This window comes from Actinophytocola xanthii (assembly GCF_001921205.1).
Classification (GTDB): Bacteria; Actinomycetota; Actinomycetes; order Mycobacteriales; family Pseudonocardiaceae; genus Actinophytocola; species Actinophytocola xanthii.
The window spans coordinates 122,187-139,321 of record NZ_MSIE01000030.1; the positions used below are offsets into that span (position 1 = coordinate 122,187).

The window sequence follows — 17,135 nt, forward strand, 5'->3', positions numbered from 1 at the left end:
CGGTGGCGCGGCGCGGTGACCGGGGCGCCGCCCGGCCGGGACCCGCCCTGGTTCCCTACCTGTTCCTCGCCCCGGCGATCGTGCTGTTCACGTTGTTCGTGCTGGTGCCGATCGGGTACACGGCCTACCTGAGCCTGCACCGGGTCCGGGTCAGCGGGCTCGGGCTCGGGCGGGGTTCCCGGACCCAGGTCTTCGCCGGGCTCGACACCTACCGACAGGCACTCGGCGACCCCGAGCTCTGGCGGGGCGCGCTGCGGGTACTCGGCTACGGCGCGCTCCTGGTGCCGACGATGCTGGGCCTCGCGCTGCTGTTCGCGCTCCTGCTGGACCGGCCCCGGGTTCGCCTCGCCCGCTTCAGCCGCATCTCCATCTTCCTGCCCTACGCCGTGCCGGGCGTGGTGGCGAGCGTGCTGTGGGGGTTCCTCTACCTGCCGGCGCTGACACCGCTGCCGGTCCCGGAGGGGCTGCTCGGGCCTGGCCTGCTGTTCGCGGTGGCCAACATCGGGCTGTGGGGCGGGGTCGGGTTCAACATGCTGGTGATCCTCACCGCCCTGCGCGCGGTCCCGCCCGAGGTCACGGAGTCGGCGCGGCTGGACGGCGCGTCCGAGCTGCAGATCGCGCTGCGGGTGAAGACCCCGCTCGTCACACCGGCGCTGATCATGGCAGGGCTGTTCACGCTGATCGCCACGTTGCAGGTGTACACGGAGCCGACCACCCTGGCGCCGCTGACCAACGCCCTGCCCTCGACCTGGACGCCGCTGATGAAGGTCTACAACGACGCGTTCGTCCGGGACGACATCCACTCCGCCGCCGCGACCTCGGTCGTGCTGGCCGCGATCACCCTCACCTTCTCCCTGGTCTTCCTCCGCGTCGTGGCCGGCCGGGCGTTCGCCGGGGAGCGAAGCTGATGGCCGCCGCGCCGGTCCGCGCCGCGCGGCTCCCCTCGCTCGTCCTGCTGGTCGGTGCCGCGTACTGCCTGCTGCCGGTGGCCTGGGTGCTGGTCGCCGCGACCAAGACCAGCTCGGAGCTGTTCAGCACGTCCACCTTCGTGCCGGGTGGCGCGCTGGCCGGCAACATCGCCGAGCTGGCCGCCTACCGCGCGGGGCTGTTCTGGCGCTGGGCGGCCAACAGCGCGCTCTACGCCGGGGTGGGGGCGGCGCTGTCGGCGGCGTTGTCCGGGCTCTCCGGCTACGCGCTGGCCAAGTACTCCTTCCCGGGCCGCACGGTGATCTTCAACGTCCTGCTCGCCGGCGTGCTCGTGCCCGGCGTGGTCCTGGCCGTGCCCCAGTACCTGTTGCTGGCCCGGATGGGGCTCGCCGACACCTACGCCTCGGTCCTGCTGCCCAGCATCGTGAGCCCGTTCGGCATCTACCTGGCCCGGGTGTACTCCGCCGCCGCCGTGCCCGACGCGGTCGTCGAGTCGGCCCGCACCGACGGCGCGGGGGAGCTGCGGATCTTCCTCCGGGTGGCACTGCCGATGATGGTGCCGGGGCTGGTGACCGTGTTCCTGTTCCAGTTCGTCGGCATCTGGAACAACTTCCTGCTGCCGTACATCATGCTGGGCGACGACCGGAAGTTCCCGCTGACCGTCGGGCTGGTCACCATGCTCAAGCAGGGCAACTCCCAGCCCGCGCTCTACAACCTCGTCATCACCGGCGCGCTGCTGTCGGTGCTGCCCCTGGTCGCGTTGTTCCTCGCGCTCCAGCGGTACTGGCGGCTCGACCTGATGACGGGAGCGGTGCGGGGATGACCGGGGCGAGGCGCAGACGACCCACGATGGACGACGTCGCCGACGTCGCCGGGGTCTCCCGCGGCACGGTCTCCCGGGCGCTCAACGGCGGCCACCACGTGAGCGGACCGGCGCGTGCGGCGATCGACCGGGCGGTCCGCCGGACGGGCTACGTGATCAACCCGCACGCGCGCAGCCTCGCCACCCGGCGCTCGATGTCGGTGGCGTTCATCCTCTCCGAGCCCCAGGACCGGCTGTTCGAGGACCCGAACTTCAACATCCTGCTGCACGGCTGCACCCAGGCGCTGGCCGCGAACGACATCACGGTGCTGCTCACCCTCGCCGGGACGCCGGCCGACCGCGCTCGGGTGAGCCGCTTCGTGACCTCGGGACACGTCGACGGCGCGCTGCTGGTCTCCACCCACACCGGCAGCCCGCTGGTCGACGAGCTGGTCGACCAGCAGGTCCCGGTGGTCGCCTGCGGTCGCCCGGCGGGCCACGAGCACCGGATCTCCTATGTCGCCTCCGACGACCGGGCGGGGGCGCGGCAGATGGTCGAGCACCTGGTCCGGCGCGGGTACCGGCGGATCGGGATGATCACCGGACCGGCGGACACCCCGGGCGGGGTGGACCGGTTGGCCGGCTACCGCGACGTGCTCGGGGAGGTCGACCCGCGGCTGGTCGTGGCCGGCGACTACACCCAGGCCAGCGGCGTGGCCGCGATGGAGCGGCTGCTCGCCGGGGCGCCCGACGTCGACGCGGTGTTCGTCGCCTCCGACCTCACCGCGGCGGGTGCGCTCGCGGCGCTGCGCCGGGCCGGGCGGCGGGTGCCGGAGGACGTCGCGGTGGCGGGGTTCGACGACTCGCGGATCGCCGCCGCCTGCGACCCGCCGCTCACCACGATCCGCCAGCCGTGGGCCCGGATCAGCACCGAGATGGTGCGACTGCTGCTGCGGCTCCTCGACGGCGAGGAGAACGCGGCGATGATCCTGCCGACGGAGCTGGTGGTCAGAGAGTCAGCGTAGCAATCCGTCCACAAAGGAGTGAACTGTGCGCCGCCGAACCCTTCTCGCCGCCCCACTCGCCGCCACCGCCGCCTCCCTCGCGGCCCGGGTGCCCGCCGCCGCCGCGGTGGGTCCGCGCATCCGGGGCGCCGACATCTCCTTCACCCTCCAGCACGAGGCGATCGGCACGACCTACCGTGACGGGGGGAGTGCCGCCCCGGTCGAGCGGATCCTCGCCGGACGCGGGGCCAACTACGTCCGCCTGCGCGTCTGGACCGCCCCGCCGGCCGGCTACAGCGACCTCGCCGACGCCCTGACCCTCGCCCGCCGCGCCCACCAGGCCGGCCTGCGGGTGCTGCTGAACCTGCACTACGCCGACTTCTGGGCCGACCCCGGCAAACAGCCGGTGCCGGCGGCCTGGGCCGGGCAGGACCTGAACACGCTCGCCGCAACCGTGCGCGCCTACACGCGAGACGCCGTCGCCGCGTTCGAGCGCCAGGGCACCCCGGTGGCGATGGTGCAGGTCGGCAACGAGATCACGGGCGGCATGCTGTTCCCGCTCGGCGAGGTCTACCGCGACGACGGCGAGCACTGGTCGGAGTTCGCGACGCTGCTCAGGGCGGGGATCGAGGGCGTGTACGCCGGCCAGGGCGGGAACCGGCCGTTGGTGATGGTGCACATCGACCGGGGCGGGGACAACGCCGGCTCGCGCTACTTCTTCGACCACGTACTCGCCCAGGGCGTCTCGTTCGACGTGATCGGCCTGTCGTACTACCCGTTCTGGCACGGCGACATCGCCGCCCTGCGCGCCAACCTCGACGACCTGTCCACGCGGTACCGCAAGGACCTCGTCGTCGTGGAGACGTCCTACCCCTGGACCCTGGCCAACGGCGACAGCCTCGGAAACTTCGTGACCAGTGCGGGTCAGCTGCCCGACGGCGGTGCCTACCCGGCGACCCCGGCCGGCCAGGCTGCCTACTTCGAGCGGCTGCGGGAGGTGCTGGCCGCCGTGCCGGGCGGCCGGGGTGCGGGGTTCTTCGCCTGGGAGCCGGAGTGGCTGCCGGGTGTGGGCTGGGCGCCCGGCGAGGGCAACCCGAACGACAACCTCACGATGTTCGACTGGTCGGGTAACGCGCTGCCCTCGCTTGCCGCCTTCCGGGCAGGTCCGTAGTCCTCACCCGCCGCTTCTCGCCTACCGTTGACGTCCGGAGGTGGTGAGCGGCAGATGGTGGACGGCAGAGTCGAGCGGCGAACGCGGGGTCCCGCGCGGTCCTCGGCCGGCCGTGTCCAGGCCTACCTCGGCCGGTGCGGCGCGGCCGAGGCCGTGGCCAACCGCGACCGGTTCGGCGGGGTGACCCTGCAGGGCCTGTCCGGGCTGCGGGTGGCCAGGGCGCTCGCCCGGGCCGGGGAGCTGCGCGGGGTGGACCTCGACCCGGCGGCCTACCTGGCGCGGGGCCGGCCCCGGCCGCCGGTGGTCGAGGGACAGCTGGGCCTCGAGCTCGACCTGCCCGGGTTCGACTGGGTGGAGGCGCAGGCGGAGCTGGGCCTGCCGGTCGTGCGCAGTGCCGGCACCCGGCTGCGGATCGGGCAGCTCGACGAGCTCAAGGCGGAGCTGCACCGCGAGTACCCGGTCCCGGTCTCGGTGACGCTGGTCCTCGACGGCGGCTGGCTCGGGTCCCGGCACAGCGGTGTGCTCGCCGAGCAGCTGCGGGCGGCCGACCGGGACGTCTCGCTGGTGCTCGGCGCGCCGTTCGACCCGCTGGACTCCTCCTACAAGGTTGCCGGCCTGCAGCGGCTGCTGCGCTGGAGCACCCGCACCGGCCGCCGGCTCGAGCTGCTGCGCACCGGTCCGGTCGGGATCCCCGCGGTGGCCGCGGGCGCCCGGCTCGCCGCGGTCGGCCTGTCCTCCTCCACCCGCCACCTCGGCGGGCCGGTGGCCCGCCGTGCCGACGGTGTCCGGCCCCGGCGGAGCCCGCAGGTGTTCGTCCCCCGGCTGCTGAACTGGCAGCGGGGGATCGACCTGCGGGGCACCGCGGTGACCGACTGCGGCTGCGCGGCCTGCGCCCGTGCCGGCTCCGGCCTGACCCGCTTCGGCGTCGCCTTCGACTCGGCGGTGCCCGCGGCCCTGCGCGCCGCCGCGCAGGAGCACGACTCCCACGCCCTGGCCGGCGTCGTGCGCGCGGTCCTGGCCGCACCCGATCCCAAGGACGAGCTGATCCGGCTCCGCCAGGACGCCCAGGAGCTGGCCGCCGAGACCGAGCTCCCCCTGCCTCGGTGGCTGGACCACTGGACCTGACAGCTCAGGCGGGCGTCTCCGCGGTGGCGGTCAGCACGGCCCGGCCCAGGATGTGGCCGGCGATCGTGAAGCCGAGGTACGCGGGCGTGGCGTCGGCCGGGACGCCGAGGGTCGGAACGTCGAGCGCGTGCACGACCGTCACGTACCGGTGTGGGCCGTGGCCCGCCGGCGGGGCGGCGCCGATGAAGCGGGCGAGGCGGGCGTCGTTGGGCAGCTGGTAGGCGCCGGCCGGCAGGCCTGAGCCGCTGTCGTCACCGGCGCCCGCGGGCAGCTCGGTGACCGAGGCCGGGATGTCGGCGACCGCCCAGTGCCAGAAGCCGGAGCCGGTCGGGGCGTCCGGGTCGTAGACGGTGACGGCGTAGCTCTTCGTGCCCTCGGGGGCGCCCGACCAGGACAGCTGGGGAGAGATGTCGCTGCCGGAGAGCTGCTCGGCGGCGAGCGGGCCGCCATCGCTGATCGACGTGCTGGTGACGGTGAAGGTGGCGGCCTCGGGGAGGCGAGCGAATGGGTTGTTCATGGGATCGACAGTAGCACCGATAATCGATTATCTGTCAAATGGTCTACGATGTGTGTATGAGCGAGACGGCGAAGCGGATGCTGTCCGGACGCGTGTACGACGAGCTGCGCGACGCGATCCTGCGCGGTGACTTCGCACCCGGCGAGGCGCTGCGGCCCCAGGAGCTGGCCGGTACGCACGGGGTGAGCCTGGCCGTGGTCCGCGAGGCCCTCGTCCGCCTGGTCGGCGACGGCCTGGCCGACCGCCTCACCAACCGCGGTTTCGCCGTACCGGTCCAGACCGACCGGCGCTGGCAGGACCTGGTCGAGGCGCGGTGCGTCGTCGAACCGGCCACGCTGCGGCTGTCGATCGAGCGGGGGGACCTGGACTGGGAGGCCCGGGTGCGCGCGGCCCACCACCGCCTGGCTCGAACGCCCGCGGTGGAGCGGGGGGCGGTCACCGCCGAGTGGTCGGCCGCGCACCACGTCTTCCACCGGGTGCTCCTGGAGGGCTGCGGCAATGCCGTACTGCTGGAGGCCTTCGACCGGATGTGGCTGGCCGGCGAGCTGGCCCGGCGCTGGTCGGCGGGCCGCACCCCGGACCGCGACTACCTCGGCGAGCACCGCGCGCTCGAGGAGGCCGCCCTGGCCCGCGACGCCGACCGGGCGGCGGAGCTGCTCACCCGGCACCTCACGCTGACCGCCGCCGGCCTCCCCGGGTCGGCCTGAGCGGGCCGGCCGGCGAGGCGGGGGAGCGGCACCGGGCCGGACGCGCCGCAGGGGCGCCGCGCTCGTCAGGTGTCGAACAGCAGACAGGTGCTCGTCGCGGTGGCGATCAGTCGGCCCCTGCCGTCCTCGAGGCGTGCGTCGGCGAGCGCGGTCCGGCGCCCGTAGTGGGTGACGGTGCCGGTACAGGTGAGCGTCCCGGTGGTGACCCGAACGGCGCGGAGGAACCGGACGTTCAGGTCCAGGCTGGTGTACCCGGCTCCGGCCGGGAGCATCGTGTGCACGGCGCAGCCCGCCGCCGAGTCCAGAAGCGTCGCGTAGATTCCGCCGTGCATCGACCCGATGGGGTTGTAGTGGAACTCGGCCGGCTCGAGGGCGAACACCACCTCGCCCCGCGCGACCGACTCCAGCCGGGCGTCGATCAGCCTCGTGATCGGCGGTGGTGGTACCTCGCCGGCGGCGAGCGCCTGGATGAACTCCAGGCCGCTGCGTTCGGCCGCCGAGGCGGCGGTCTTCTCCGGGTCGTCCCAGGTCACTGTCCGGGTCCGGACGAGTTCGTCGCCGGATGGTTCGTTCATGGTGGTCCTCTCCGCGGCCGGGCAGTTCGATGACCGAACCAGACGCTAGCACGAGCCAGTTCAGTCAATGAACTACCGAGGGTACGGTGGTGTCATGGCGCTACCCAGCACGTACGCGGACCGCAACTGCTCGCTGGCGCGCGCTCTGGAGATCGTCGGCGAGCGGTGGACGCTGCTCATCGTCCGGGACGCGTTCCTGGGGCTGCGCCGGTTCGGTGACTTCGTGACCCAGCTGGGAATCCCCCGCGCCGTCCTGACCGAGCGGCTCAGGCACCTCGTGCGGGAAGGCGTGCTCACGCGGGACGACGACGGTTCCGGCACGGTCGAGTACCGCCTGACCGACAAGGGCATCGAGCTCTGGCCCGCCCTGCACGCCCTGATGAACTGGGGCGATGCGCACTACTCACCCGCGGGGGCGAAGCGCACACTGCGGCACGACCGCGACGGCGCCCTGCTCGGCGCGGACGGACGCTGCCGGGGCTGCGGTGAGGTGGTCCCGGTCCCGGAGATCCGCATCGAGCCGGGACCCGGGTTCACGCCGGGAAAGGCCGTTGTGGATCCCGTCTCCGTCCGGCTCAACGCACCGCGCCGGCTCCTCGAGCCGCTCGAGACCCCACGCCCGAGGTGACACCGGCGCCGGCTCGAGCCGGCGCCAGGGCGAGGCGGCCGGTGCGACTCAGGCCGGCCCGCGGCCTGGGTAGTGCACGCGGGGGAGCGGCACCCGTGACCAGTCGAGGTCCGAGGCCAGGTAGAAGCTCGGGTGGGACGGCTGGTTGTAGGTGGTCTGCTGGCGGGCCACCTCCGCCCGGTACTGGGGGTCGTGCATGAGCGTGTACAGCTTGCGGTCGGTCACCTCGGTGCTCAGGTAGATCCGCACCGCCGTGCTGTCATCGGTGCGCACCACCAGCTCCTCCCGCCAGTCGCCGAGGATGTCGGCCACCAGGCACGGGTTTCCCTTGGTCCAGTTGTTGGTCAGCGTGCCCTCGGCGACCAGCAGCACCCCGCGCCGCCAGTCCTCGATCCTGGCCGGCTCCACGGTCTCGGTCGCGGCGCCGTTGACGATCTGGGTGGTCATGTCGGCCGCCCAGCGGATGCTCTGGTTGGTCCCGGGCACCTCCTGGCCGAGGTACTCGCCCCGCGCCGTCCACATGCCGAGCACGTCCTCGGCCGCGGCCTCGGCGCTGGAGGCCCACACCTCCAGGCCGGGGTGCTCGGGCAGCACGTCGCCGACCATGCCCCGGCCGGTGTCGACGCCGCTGTAGTCGCCGAACAGGACCTCGCCGGTCCTGGCGTCGCGCAGCGCGTGGCCGTACGGCGCCGAGCGGGCGCCCTCGTGCACCATGTACAGCTCGAGGCCCGGGCGCGCGGGGTCGATGTCGGTGACGTGCATGGCGTCGCCGTGGCCGAGCCGGGCGAGGGTGCCCGGCGCGCCGCTCTCCGGCGGCAGCACGTCGAACGAGCTGTACAGCAGGTCGCCGTCGTGGTCGATGGTGGCCCCGCCGTAGACGATCTCCTGGCGGCCGTCGGCGTCCACGTCGGCCGAGCTCAGCGAGTGGGCGCCCTGGGTGGTGAGCGTGGCGAACTCGGGGTCGGTGCCGTCGCGGCCGTGCGGGCTGTCGTTGAACGGGTTGGTCATCGGCGTCCAGCCGCTGTCGACGTACCACTGCTCCCGCAGCCGCCGGCCGTCCCAGGCGTAGGCGACCAGCGTCGAGCGCGTGTAGTAGCCGCGGGCGAAGACCGCCGAGGGCCGGCGGCCGTCGAGGTAGGCCACGGTCGCCAGGAAGCGGTCGACGCGGTTGGCGGGCTCGATCCGGGGCATCGCGTAGTCACCCCACATCAGCCCGTCGTCGTGGCGGCCCGGCTTGTAGCGGACTGTCTGGAGCTCGCGGCCGTTCGCGCCGTCGAACACGGTCAGGTACTCCGGGCCGTCCACGATGAATCCGGCGAACGCGCGGAGGTTGTTGCGGCTGCTCCGGCTCGGCGCGTAGACGTCGATGAAGTGGTCGGCGAGGGCCTCGGCGTCGGCGCGGGACAGCGGGTAGGAGTACCTCGGCTCGATGCCGAACGCCTCCTCCAGCGTCGCCGGCCACCGCCCGGCCACCACCTCGGGATGGGTGTGCCAGCGGAGGAACATCGTCACGACGTGCTCGTAGTAGCCGGCGGGGGAGAGCCGGTAGTCGTCGGCGTGGCTGACGCCCGCGGCGACGTCCTCCGCCGGCATCGTGACGTACCGCTCGCTCACCACGTCGCCGTCGGCGTCGTAGGTGAGGGTCCGGGTTCCCGGGGCCGTCTTGAACATCAGCTCCGAGCGGCCGTCGCCGTCGAAGTCGTAGACGAGGAACTGGGTGTAGTGCGCGCCGGCCCGCACGTTGACCCCGAGGTCGATCCGGTACCGCAGGGTGCCGTCGAGCTCGTAGGTGTCGATGTAGACCGGCCCGGTGTACCCGACCTGGGAGACGTCCTTGGAGTTGGACGGGTCCCACTTCACGACGTACTCGTACTCGCCGTCCCCGTCGACGTCGCCCACGCTCATGTCGTTGGCCCGGTAGGTGTACGCCTCGCCGGCCGGGGTGACGCCGTCGGCCGGCTTGCGCAGCGGCAGCGTGTGGTGGTTCCCCGGCCATGCGGTGGCGCTGCCCGCGCCGGGCCGCTCCCGCCCGTCGGCCAGCGGCACGACCCGGTAGCGGGCCTGGGCCGTGCCGGCCCGGTCGAGGTAGTTCGTGCTGTCGGTCACCGTCGCCACCGGCCTGCCGTCCCGGTACACCCGGAAGTCCGTGCCGATTAGGCCCGCCTCGGAGTGTCCAGTGACCTCGTGGCCGAGCAGCCGCCAGCTGAGGAACACGCCGTCCCCGGTCGTCGCCGCGACCAGGCCGCGGTCCAGGCGCTCGAGCTGGACCCCGCCCGACCGGTCGGCGTCGGCCGTCGCGGGCGCGGCGGCGACGCCGCCGGCCAGGCCCCCGGCCAGCACGAGGACCGCGGCGAGGCGGGGGACGGCGCGCAGAGCCATGTCAGACCTTCCCGACGCCGGCACCCGCCCGGACGATGGCCGGGACGTTCGCCGGGCTGTCCACGGTGTAGGAGTAGTAGGTACGCGGCTCGACGACCGTGCCGGCCGTCTGCGGGGTGCCCGAGCCGGTGAAGACGTTGTTCCGCTGGACGACGCGACCGGGTCCGCTCTCCGCGTAGCCCACCAGGACGGGGTTGGGAACGTTCTCGAAGTTGTTGCCCTCCACCAGGACCCCGGCGTCCATCGTACTGGCCACGCCGTAGGAGCTGTTGGCGCGGAAGTAGTTGTTCAGCACGTGCACCGGCTCGCCGAACCGCACCCGCGGGTGGCGCTGGTTGGACCCGTCGAAGAAGTTGTGGTCCACGGTGACCTTCAGGTGGCCGGTGTCCTCCCCCGCGTTGCCGTCCGAGTGCCCGATCAGCATGGACTTGTCCGTGCCTCGGAACCAGTTCCACGAGACGGTCACGTAGTCCGCCGCGCGCACGATGTCCACGGCGCCGTCGGTCGGGTTCACGAACTCGTTGTGGTCGATCCAGATGTGGTGGGACTCCTGGCCCACGTTCACCGCGTCGTCCTCGGCGTCGGTGAACCGGATGTTGCGCACGATCACGTTGTACGAGCGGTGGAAGTCCAGGCCGCCCCCGGTGATCTCGGCGTTGGCGCCCAGCCCGATGACCGTCTTGTTCGGACGGACGCCTTTCTTGCTGTCGATCGCGATCCGGCCTGAGACCTGGATGACCAGTGGACCGGTGGTGTCGATGTAGCTCAGCAGCTCCTCGGTGGTGGTGGCGGTCACGACCTGCCCGCCCGCGCCGCCGGTCGTGCCGTTCTGCCCGAGGGCGTCGACGCCGGCGAAGCCCGTCGGGGACGCCGCGGCGGCGGCCGGGGCGACCTTGCCGACGCCGGCTCCGGCCCGCACCGAGGCCGGCACGTTGGCCGCGGGCTCGGCGGCGTAGGCGTAGTACGTCCTCGGCTCGACGACGCTGCCCCGCGTCTCGATCTCGTGGTTGCAGTTCACCAGGATGTTGTCGCGGGCCACCATCCGGCCCAGGTCGCCGCTGAAGTCGACCCGTCCGGGGTTGTTCACCGTGTCGAAGTAGTTCCCCTCGGCCACGACGCCGGCGTCCATCGCCGAGGCGATCCCGTAGCTCAGGTCGAGGTAGTAGTTGTTGTACACGTGGACGGGCTCGGCGAAGCGCACCCGCGGGTTGCGCTGGTCGGACCCGTCGAAGAAGTTGTGGTGGTAGGTGACCCGCAGCCGGCCGGTGTCCTGGGCGGCGTTCTCGTCGTCGTGCCCGAGCAGCAGGGTCTTGTCGTGGTCGTGGAAACGGTTCCAGGACACTGTCACGAAGTCGGAGCCGCGCTTGATGTCGACGGCGCCGTCGTCGCCGTCGGAGAAGTCGTTGTGGTCGATCCAGACGTGGTGGCTGAACATCTGGACGTTGATCAGGTCGTCGGTCGCCCCGGACAGCGACAGGTTCCGGATGATGACGTTGTGCACCGCGCCCGGTGGCGGCGAGGTGACCGCGTCGTCCACCGGGAGGCCGATGTTGAGCCCGCCGCCGACGAGCCTCGCCCCGGCGCCGAGCCCGACGATGGTCTTGTCCGAGGCGACGTCGTGCATCCCGTCGGTGGAGCCGGTGGGCAGGGTGATCGTGCCGGAGACCTGGATGACGTACGGTCCGGGGCGGGCGATGTGGTCGAGGAACGCCTCGGTCGTGGTCACGGTGACGCCGGGCCCGCCGGCCCCGCCCGTCGTGCCGTTCTGCCCGAGGGCGTCGACGCTCGCGAAGCCGTCCGCGGGCCCCGCCGCCGGCGCGACCCGGGCGGCCGGGGCGCTGACCTTGCCGACACCGACACCGACGCCGGCCCGCACGATCGCGGGTACCTGGGCCGGGTCGTCGAGAGTGTAGGCGTAGTAGGTCCGCGGCTCGGTGACCGTGCCCGCGGTCTCCGGGGTCCCCGAGTTCACGTAGACGTTGTCCCGCTCCACCAGCCGACCGGGGCCGCTGTCGTCGTACCCCACGTAGGTCGGGTGGGCGACGTTCTGGAAGTAGTTCCCCTCGACCAGGACACCGGCGTCCACAGTGGAGGCCACGCCGTACAGGGAGTTGTCGAGGTAGTAGTTGTTGAACACGTGCACCGGATCGCCGAACCGCACCCGGGGGTGGCGCTGGTCGGTGCCGTCGAAGAAGTTGTGGTGGTAGGTCACCCGCAGGTGCCCCCGGTCAGCGGTGAAGGTGTCCGAGTGGCCGACCAGCGTGGTCTTGCTGTGGCCGTGGAAGTGGTTCCAGGACACCGTCACGTAGTCCGAGGCGCGCTTGATGTCGAGCAGGCCGTCGAAGCCGGCGGTGAACTCGTTGTGGTCGATCCACACGTGGTGGGCCGAGTTCGTCACGCTGATCGAGTCGTCCGACGCGTCGCTGAACCGGATGTTGCGGACGATCACGTTGTTGCCGGGGCGGGTGGTCGAGCCCATCTGCAGGCCGCCGCCCGAGATCTCCGCGTTCGAGCCGACGCCGATGATCGACTTGTTGGCCACCACCGTGATCATGTCGTCGAAGGTGATGCGGCCCGAGACCAGGATCGTGTACGGCGTGTTCTGGCCCGCGTAGTGCTCGAGGTCGGCGGCCGTGGAGACGGTGACCGTCGGGCCGGCCGCGCCTCCCGTCGTGCCGTTCTGCCCCAGCGCGTCGACGCTCGCGAAACCGACCGGGGTGTCGGCCAGCGGGGCGACCGGCGGGGCGGTCGTGCCGGCCGCCGAGGCGATCCCGGCCGGGAGGCCGAGGACCGCGACGAGCAGCGTGAGGAGCAGGCCCAACCGCACCGGTGTTCTGGTCATGAGGCCACTCTCACCGCAGGCGGGTGCACGATGACGTCCACCTCGTGCACGATTCCGCGCCGAGGAGCGACGCTTGACAACACTTCACACTTACCATAACTTTTGAGTATGCCCCGCCCAGCCGCCGCCGAGGACGTCTTCCGTGCGGTGGCCGACCCCACCCGCCGCGCGGCGCTCGAGACGCTCGGGCGCCGCGAGGTGCCGGTCACCGAGCTCGCCGAGGAGCTCGGCGTCGGGCTGCCGATGCTGTCCCGCCACCTGGCGGTGCTGCGCGCGGCCGGCCTGGTGGCCGAACGGCGCGACGGCCGGCGCCGGTGGTATCGCATCCAGCCCGAGCCGCTGCGCGAGCTGTACGACTGGGCGGCGATCTTCAGCGACTTCTGGCCGGAGAAGATCGACAACTTGCGGTCCTACCTGGACCGCGCACGGACACGAACAGATGGGAAGTGATGATGACCCGGGACATCACGGTGGAGGTCGAACTGCCCCACCCGCCGGACTCGGTGTGGTTGGCGCTGACCGACCCGGCCGCGCTGGCCGAGTGGATGATGCCGGTGCGGGACTTCGAACCGGTCGTCGGCCGGCGGTTCACCGTGCACGCCAAGCCCATGCCCGGCTGGGACGGCGTGGTCCACTGCGAGGTCACGGCGGTGGACGAACCGCACACGCTCGCCTACACCTGGCGTGGCAGCAGGATGCGGGCCACCACCGAGGTTGTCTGGACCCTCACCGAACCCGAGCCGGGCCGGACCCACCTCCTGTTGCGGCACAGCGGTTTCCCCGGCCTGGGCGGGGCCGTCATGGCGTTGATGCACCGCGGTGGCTGGCGCCGGATGCTCACCACCCGCCTGGTCTCCCGCCTGGCCACCGCGTGAGACCCCCGCGCCTCACGGGTGGCGCATGACGACGGTCCGCCCACCGGGCGAGTCTGCCCACAACCGGCGCCAGGCCGGGGGACGGGCCGGGACAGGCGCGGGCCGCCGCCCGCCCGTGCGGTGCACCTCGCCGTCGCGGCCGAGGTCGGCCAACCGGTCCTGTAGCCGCACGTGCCGGAACTGGTAGGTCCCGCCGACCTGGCGCAGCACGCCCCGCCGGTGTGCGTCGTCGAGGAACCGCATGAGCCGCCAGGGCAGCCGCCCACGCAGTGCCAGCCAGCCCTGGGCCGCCACGTAGCGCAGCCAGGGGGAGTTGACCCCGTCCGCGAGGCCGGCGGCGAGGCCGAAGACGAGACCGAACAGCAGGCTCGACCCGAGCTGGGGCAGCAGCTCGGGCCGCAGCCCGCTCGTGGTCCAGGTGGTCAGCAGGTCGGCGATGCCCGCTGCGAGGCCCATCGCCATGGCCTGGGCGATCGTCGCGGCCCGCTCGCCGCGCAGCAGTGAGGCCGGTGTCACCGAGTCCTGGTGGTCCACCGGCATGACGATGGCCTCGGAGGTCCCGAACCCGATCATGAACGGGACGGCGTAGGCGAACCCGGCGGCGAAGTAGTCGGGCCGGCCGCTGGCCAGAACGAGGACCAGGCCCAGGAACACCCCGACCCCGACGCCGGCCGGCAGCCACCGGACCACCGCCCGGGCCAGCCGTGCCGCGCTGAGCTCGATCTGGCGGGGCCGGGCACCCGAACGGCATCGGCAGCGGGCGAGCAGGCCGATCCCGAACCCGGCGATGAACCCGACCTCCAGTGCGGCCTGGGTGCCGAGGGCGGGGCCGAGCGCCGGTCCGATGCCGGCCCCGGCCACGCCGGCCCCCACGAGCCCGGCCGCCGCCGCGGCCAGCCAGGGCCGGTCGAACCGGAGCCCGGCGCTGAGCCCCAGCCCGAACGCGAGGGCGTAGGTCACGCCGTAGAGCAGTCCCCGGCCGGGACCGTGGGTGAACCCGTAGGTCAGCCCGAACGCCAGCCCGAACCCCAGGCCCGCGAGCAGGCGCGCGGCGAGCCCGAACAGGAGGCCGAACCGGCCGCCGGTCTGGGAGAGCTGCCACCAGGCGAGGTCGCGAGTACCGAGCGCCGACATCCGCCGCGCCAGGTAGGTCAGCCAGCACTCGGCCCGCTCGACCGGGTAGTCCCGCGGGGCGGGCGCCCCCTGCTGGTCGCCGGCGGGTGGGGCGCCGCCGGGGGCGTACAGCGCCGGCAGGTAGGCGTCGAGCAGGTGGTCCTCGACCTGCTGGGCGCTGCGCCACCGCCGCCGGTCGCCCAGGTGCACCGGGTCCCGTGCCGGCCCGCGGTAGACCGCCCGGGCCAGGTAGACCATCAACGGCGTGGACAACGCCTCGGCGAGCGAGCCCCTCGGGTCGTCCCGCAGGCGGTCCAGTACCGGCGCCCACCGTCGCGTCCCGGCCGCCTGGCCGGCCGGGAGGTAGGCGGCGGCAGCCGCCGCGTCGACGGGCTCCAGCTCCACCACCGCGGCCCGGCCGAGCGCGGCCCCGCTCGCGGTCACCGCCGCCTCGTACTCACGCACGCGGCACGCGACGACGATGGGGTGCCCACCGGCGACCGCGTCGTTCAGCCCGGCCACGGCCGCCGCCTGCCTCGACCGCGGCATCTCGTCCAGGCCGTCCAACACGGGCAGCACGGCGTGCGAGCCGACGAGGCGGGCGGCCGCGTCGGGCCCGTAGCGCTCCCGGTTGCCCAGTCCCGGGTACTCCTCCACCAGCCGCCGGGCGAGCCAGGCGTGCAGGTGCTCGCGGGCCGGGTTCCAGGAGGTCAGGCTCAGCAGCACGGGAACGGGCTGGTCGGGGCTCCACCGCCGGAGCAGGCCGAGGGTCAGCAGCATCATCAGTACCGACTTGCCCGCGCCCGGACGCCCGAGCACCACCAGCTGCCGGTAGGGGAGCCGGGTGAACTTCTCCACGACCTCGTGCACGTCGCCGGCCAGCCGCAGGCGCAGCACCCGGACGCCCGGCCCGGCCGGCCCCAGCACCTCCTCCGGTGCGGCGGCGACCGGTCGGGACGTGGAGGACCACCGCACCCGCAGCGGCTCCGGCCGGTCGAGGGCACGAGCGGCGCTCTCCCGGCGCCACTGCCGTTCCACCCAGCGCGCGAGGTCGGCGGCAGCGCCGGTGCTCGCGCCGCCGGGGTCGGCACCGACCGGTCGGGTGAGCCGCACGGCGGTCCGCACGGCGGCGACGATGCCGGCGCCCATGCCGGCGACCAGGACCGCCGCCGCGACCCACCCGCCGACGACGCCGAGCGGCACACCCCGCGGGTCGAGCAGCTCGGCCCGGGTCGACCAGACCAGCGCCGAGGCGCCCCCGAGGGCGAACAGCAGGGCCAGGGCGCCGGCGAGGTGCCAGACCGTCCACCCGACGAGGCCGGGAGCGCGGCGGGTGGACCCGGTTGGCGGCCCGTCCGGCAGGCACACCCAGGCGCGGACGTCGGTCTCCTTGACCACGACCCGCACGGGCCGGTAGTCGCCGGGGGCCGCGGCCGGCTCGTGCCGCACGGTGTCCTCGTAGAACCGGTCCGAGGTGATGAGCGCGAGCACGCCGGGAGAGGCGGCCAGCGCCTGCCGCAGCGGTGGCGCGTCGAGCAGCCGGAACGCCCGGTTGACGACCTCGCCGGTGATGCCGTGCGTGTCCAGGTGGACCTCGCCGGCGTCCACCGCGACCCGTAACCGGATCTGGGCCGGACCGGACGAGCGCGCGTTGTGGCGGCGCAGCGCGGCCACGAGCCGCCCCGGCAGCTGGTCGACGAGCCTGCTCTTGGGCGCGTCCGGCGGCACCAGGACCAGGATGCCGTCGCCGCGGTCCTCGTGGCCGCACCGTTCCCATGCGACACCCGCCTCGTCGAACGCCTGCTCGACGGCGGCGTAGAGGCCCGCCCGGACCGCGAGCTGGTGGGCGTGGGTCCGGGCGGAGTCGCCGAACTTCTCCACGTCCACGACGACGACCGCACGGTGCACGGCGGGGTCCCGGTCCACAGCGCTCACCTCCCCAGGAATGGGCGTGCAGATTCCACATATTACTCTGGGTCGGGTCGTGGGTGCGCCATGCGGAATTTCCCATACAAGACGCGTGGAGCTGCGGAAACGGTATTCCTGACAGGTCCGGTAATGTCCTGTCTGGTCTCGACGGGAATTTTCCCGGCGGGTTGCGCGCAACGCTTTCCCGGGCGGTGGGGGCGGGCGACCCGGCGGTCCGACCCGGCGCGTCCGCCAACGGATCTGAACCCTGATCGTTACCGATCCGTATTCAAGGGCGAGCCGGCTCACCCAGCCCCGCCACCCCAGGCGCGGCGTCCCGAGACCTTCGTGAGGTGTGTTGATGTCGCGTGCCCATGCGATCCCCCGCCGAAACAGACGTATCGCGATCGCGGTTGTCGGCCTGCTCGGAGCCGGCGCGCTGACGTGGTTCCTCACCACGTTCGCCGGCGCCGACACCGGCGACCAGAGCACCGCGGGCGCGCGGACCGTCGTATGTCCGGTGCCGGAGATTGGTGCTGTTCCGGCGGCTGCTCGGGCCGAG

Annotated in this window: 15 protein-coding genes; 10 read left to right on the top strand and 5 right to left on the bottom strand. The window is 73.1% G+C overall.

The genetic code is table 11. The features are described from left to right. Nucleotides 1-2: 2 nt before the first annotated feature. Genes BU204_RS17460 through BU204_RS17480 form a run of 5 tightly spaced genes read left to right on the top strand, consistent with a single transcriptional unit; the run spans nt 3 to nt 5,029 of the window. On the top strand, nt 3-908 hold the full coding sequence (locus tag BU204_RS17460) for a carbohydrate ABC transporter permease (protein ID WP_075126744.1): 906 nt from the start codon (nt 3-5) through the stop codon (nt 906-908). After that, complete coding sequence (locus tag BU204_RS17465) at nt 908-1,750, top strand: carbohydrate ABC transporter permease (RefSeq protein ID WP_075126745.1); 843 nt, start codon at nt 908-910, stop codon at nt 1,748-1,750. Before BU204_RS17460 ends, BU204_RS17465 begins: the two co-directional genes overlap by 1 nt. Further along, complete coding sequence (locus BU204_RS17470; RefSeq protein ID WP_075126746.1) at nt 1,747-2,754, top strand: LacI family DNA-binding transcriptional regulator; 1,008 nt, start codon at nt 1,747-1,749, stop codon at nt 2,752-2,754. The genes BU204_RS17465 and BU204_RS17470 overlap by 4 nt, the downstream gene beginning before the upstream one ends. 25 nt (nt 2,755-2,779) lie before the next feature. Then, a complete protein-coding gene (locus BU204_RS17475; RefSeq protein ID WP_075126747.1) occupies nt 2,780-3,904 on the top strand; it encodes a glycoside hydrolase family 53 protein in 1,125 nt (374 codons plus the stop codon). Nucleotides 3,905-3,958: 54 nt separating this feature from the next. Then, nucleotides 3,959-5,029 (top strand): hypothetical protein, encoded by a 1,071-nt coding sequence (locus tag BU204_RS17480; RefSeq protein ID WP_075126748.1) that lies wholly within the window; start codon nt 3,959-3,961, stop codon nt 5,027-5,029. Between the two features lie 4 nt (nt 5,030-5,033). Here the strand turns inward: BU204_RS17480 and BU204_RS17485 are convergent, their stop codons facing one another. Then, nucleotides 5,034-5,546: a YbhB/YbcL family Raf kinase inhibitor-like protein gene (locus BU204_RS17485; RefSeq protein ID WP_075126749.1), complete on the bottom strand. Its 513-nt coding sequence runs from the start codon at nt 5,544-5,546 to the stop codon at nt 5,034-5,036. 56 nt (nt 5,547-5,602) lie between these two features. Between BU204_RS17485 and BU204_RS17490 the strand changes: the two genes are divergently transcribed. Continuing rightward, entirely contained in the window at nt 5,603-6,253 is a 651-nt protein-coding gene (locus BU204_RS17490; RefSeq protein ID WP_075126750.1) for a GntR family transcriptional regulator, read from the top strand. Between the two features lie 65 nt (nt 6,254-6,318). Here the strand turns inward: BU204_RS17490 and BU204_RS17495 are convergent, their stop codons facing one another. Continuing rightward, entirely contained in the window at nt 6,319-6,828 is a 510-nt protein-coding gene (locus BU204_RS17495) for a PaaI family thioesterase (RefSeq protein WP_075126751.1), read from the bottom strand. A 94-nt stretch (nt 6,829-6,922) separates the two neighbouring features. Here BU204_RS17495 and BU204_RS17500 point away from each other — a divergent pair, with 94 nt between their 5' ends. Further along, entirely contained in the window at nt 6,923-7,456 is a 534-nt protein-coding gene (locus BU204_RS17500) for a winged helix-turn-helix transcriptional regulator (protein WP_075126769.1), read from the top strand. A gap of 48 nt (nt 7,457-7,504) precedes the next feature. On the opposite strand, the gene BU204_RS17505 is transcribed toward BU204_RS17500, so the two are convergent. Together BU204_RS17505 and BU204_RS41335 are read right to left on the bottom strand one after the other, a co-directional pair. Further along, the gene (locus BU204_RS17505) at nt 7,505-9,835 is read right to left on the bottom strand and encodes a rhamnogalacturonan lyase (RefSeq protein ID WP_075126752.1); all 2,331 of its coding nucleotides are present in this window, start codon (nt 9,833-9,835) and stop codon (nt 7,505-7,507) included. A gap of 1 nt (nt 9,836) precedes the next feature. Next, nucleotides 9,837-12,677 (bottom strand): pectate lyase family protein, encoded by a 2,841-nt coding sequence (locus BU204_RS41335; RefSeq protein WP_075126753.1) that lies wholly within the window; start codon nt 12,675-12,677, stop codon nt 9,837-9,839. A 108-nt stretch (nt 12,678-12,785) separates the two neighbouring features. Between BU204_RS41335 and BU204_RS17515 the strand changes: the two genes are divergently transcribed. Together BU204_RS17515 and BU204_RS17520 are read left to right on the top strand one after the other, a co-directional pair. After that, entirely contained in the window at nt 12,786-13,127 is a 342-nt protein-coding gene (locus BU204_RS17515) for an ArsR/SmtB family transcription factor (RefSeq protein ID WP_075126754.1), read from the top strand. 2 nt (nt 13,128-13,129) lie between these two features. After that, on the top strand, nt 13,130-13,552 hold the full coding sequence (locus BU204_RS17520) for an SRPBCC family protein (protein ID WP_075126770.1): 423 nt from the start codon (nt 13,130-13,132) through the stop codon (nt 13,550-13,552). A gap of 12 nt (nt 13,553-13,564) precedes the next feature. Here BU204_RS17520 and BU204_RS17525 read toward each other — a convergent pair whose 3' ends face one another. Next, the gene (locus BU204_RS17525) at nt 13,565-16,591 is read right to left on the bottom strand and encodes a hypothetical protein (protein ID WP_075126755.1); all 3,027 of its coding nucleotides are present in this window, start codon (nt 16,589-16,591) and stop codon (nt 13,565-13,567) included. Nucleotides 16,592-16,934: 343 nt separating this feature from the next. Between BU204_RS17525 and BU204_RS41340 the strand changes: the two genes are divergently transcribed. Then, nucleotides 16,935-17,135 (top strand): hypothetical protein (locus BU204_RS41340; RefSeq protein WP_233160381.1); only part of this gene is annotated, 201 nt, incomplete at its 3' end.

Excerpts from the sequence above, each read along its gene's own strand:
- BU204_RS17495 (WP_075126751.1), bottom strand. The coding sequence starts at position 6,828 with ATGAACGAACCATCCGGCGACGAACTCGTCCGGACCCGGACAGTGACC.
- BU204_RS17505 (WP_075126752.1), bottom strand. The coding sequence starts at position 9,835 with ATGGCTCTGCGCGCCGTCCCCCGCCTCGCCGCGGTCCTCGTGCTGGCC.
- BU204_RS17480 (WP_075126748.1), top strand. The coding sequence starts at position 3,959 with ATGGTGGACGGCAGAGTCGAGCGGCGAACGCGGGGTCCCGCGCGGTCC.
- BU204_RS17500 (WP_075126769.1), top strand. The coding sequence starts at position 6,923 with ATGGCGCTACCCAGCACGTACGCGGACCGCAACTGCTCGCTGGCGCGC.
- BU204_RS41335 (WP_075126753.1), bottom strand. The coding sequence starts at position 12,677 with ATGACCAGAACACCGGTGCGGTTGGGCCTGCTCCTCACGCTGCTCGTC.
- BU204_RS17520 (WP_075126770.1), top strand. The coding sequence starts at position 13,130 with ATGACCCGGGACATCACGGTGGAGGTCGAACTGCCCCACCCGCCGGAC.
- BU204_RS17490 (WP_075126750.1), top strand. The coding sequence starts at position 5,603 with ATGAGCGAGACGGCGAAGCGGATGCTGTCCGGACGCGTGTACGACGAG.
- BU204_RS17470 (WP_075126746.1), top strand. The coding sequence starts at position 1,747 with ATGACCGGGGCGAGGCGCAGACGACCCACGATGGACGACGTCGCCGAC.
- BU204_RS17465 (WP_075126745.1), top strand. The coding sequence starts at position 908 with ATGGCCGCCGCGCCGGTCCGCGCCGCGCGGCTCCCCTCGCTCGTCCTG.
- BU204_RS17485 (WP_075126749.1), bottom strand. The coding sequence starts at position 5,546 with ATGAACAACCCATTCGCTCGCCTCCCCGAGGCCGCCACCTTCACCGTC.
- BU204_RS17515 (WP_075126754.1), top strand. The coding sequence starts at position 12,786 with ATGCCCCGCCCAGCCGCCGCCGAGGACGTCTTCCGTGCGGTGGCCGAC.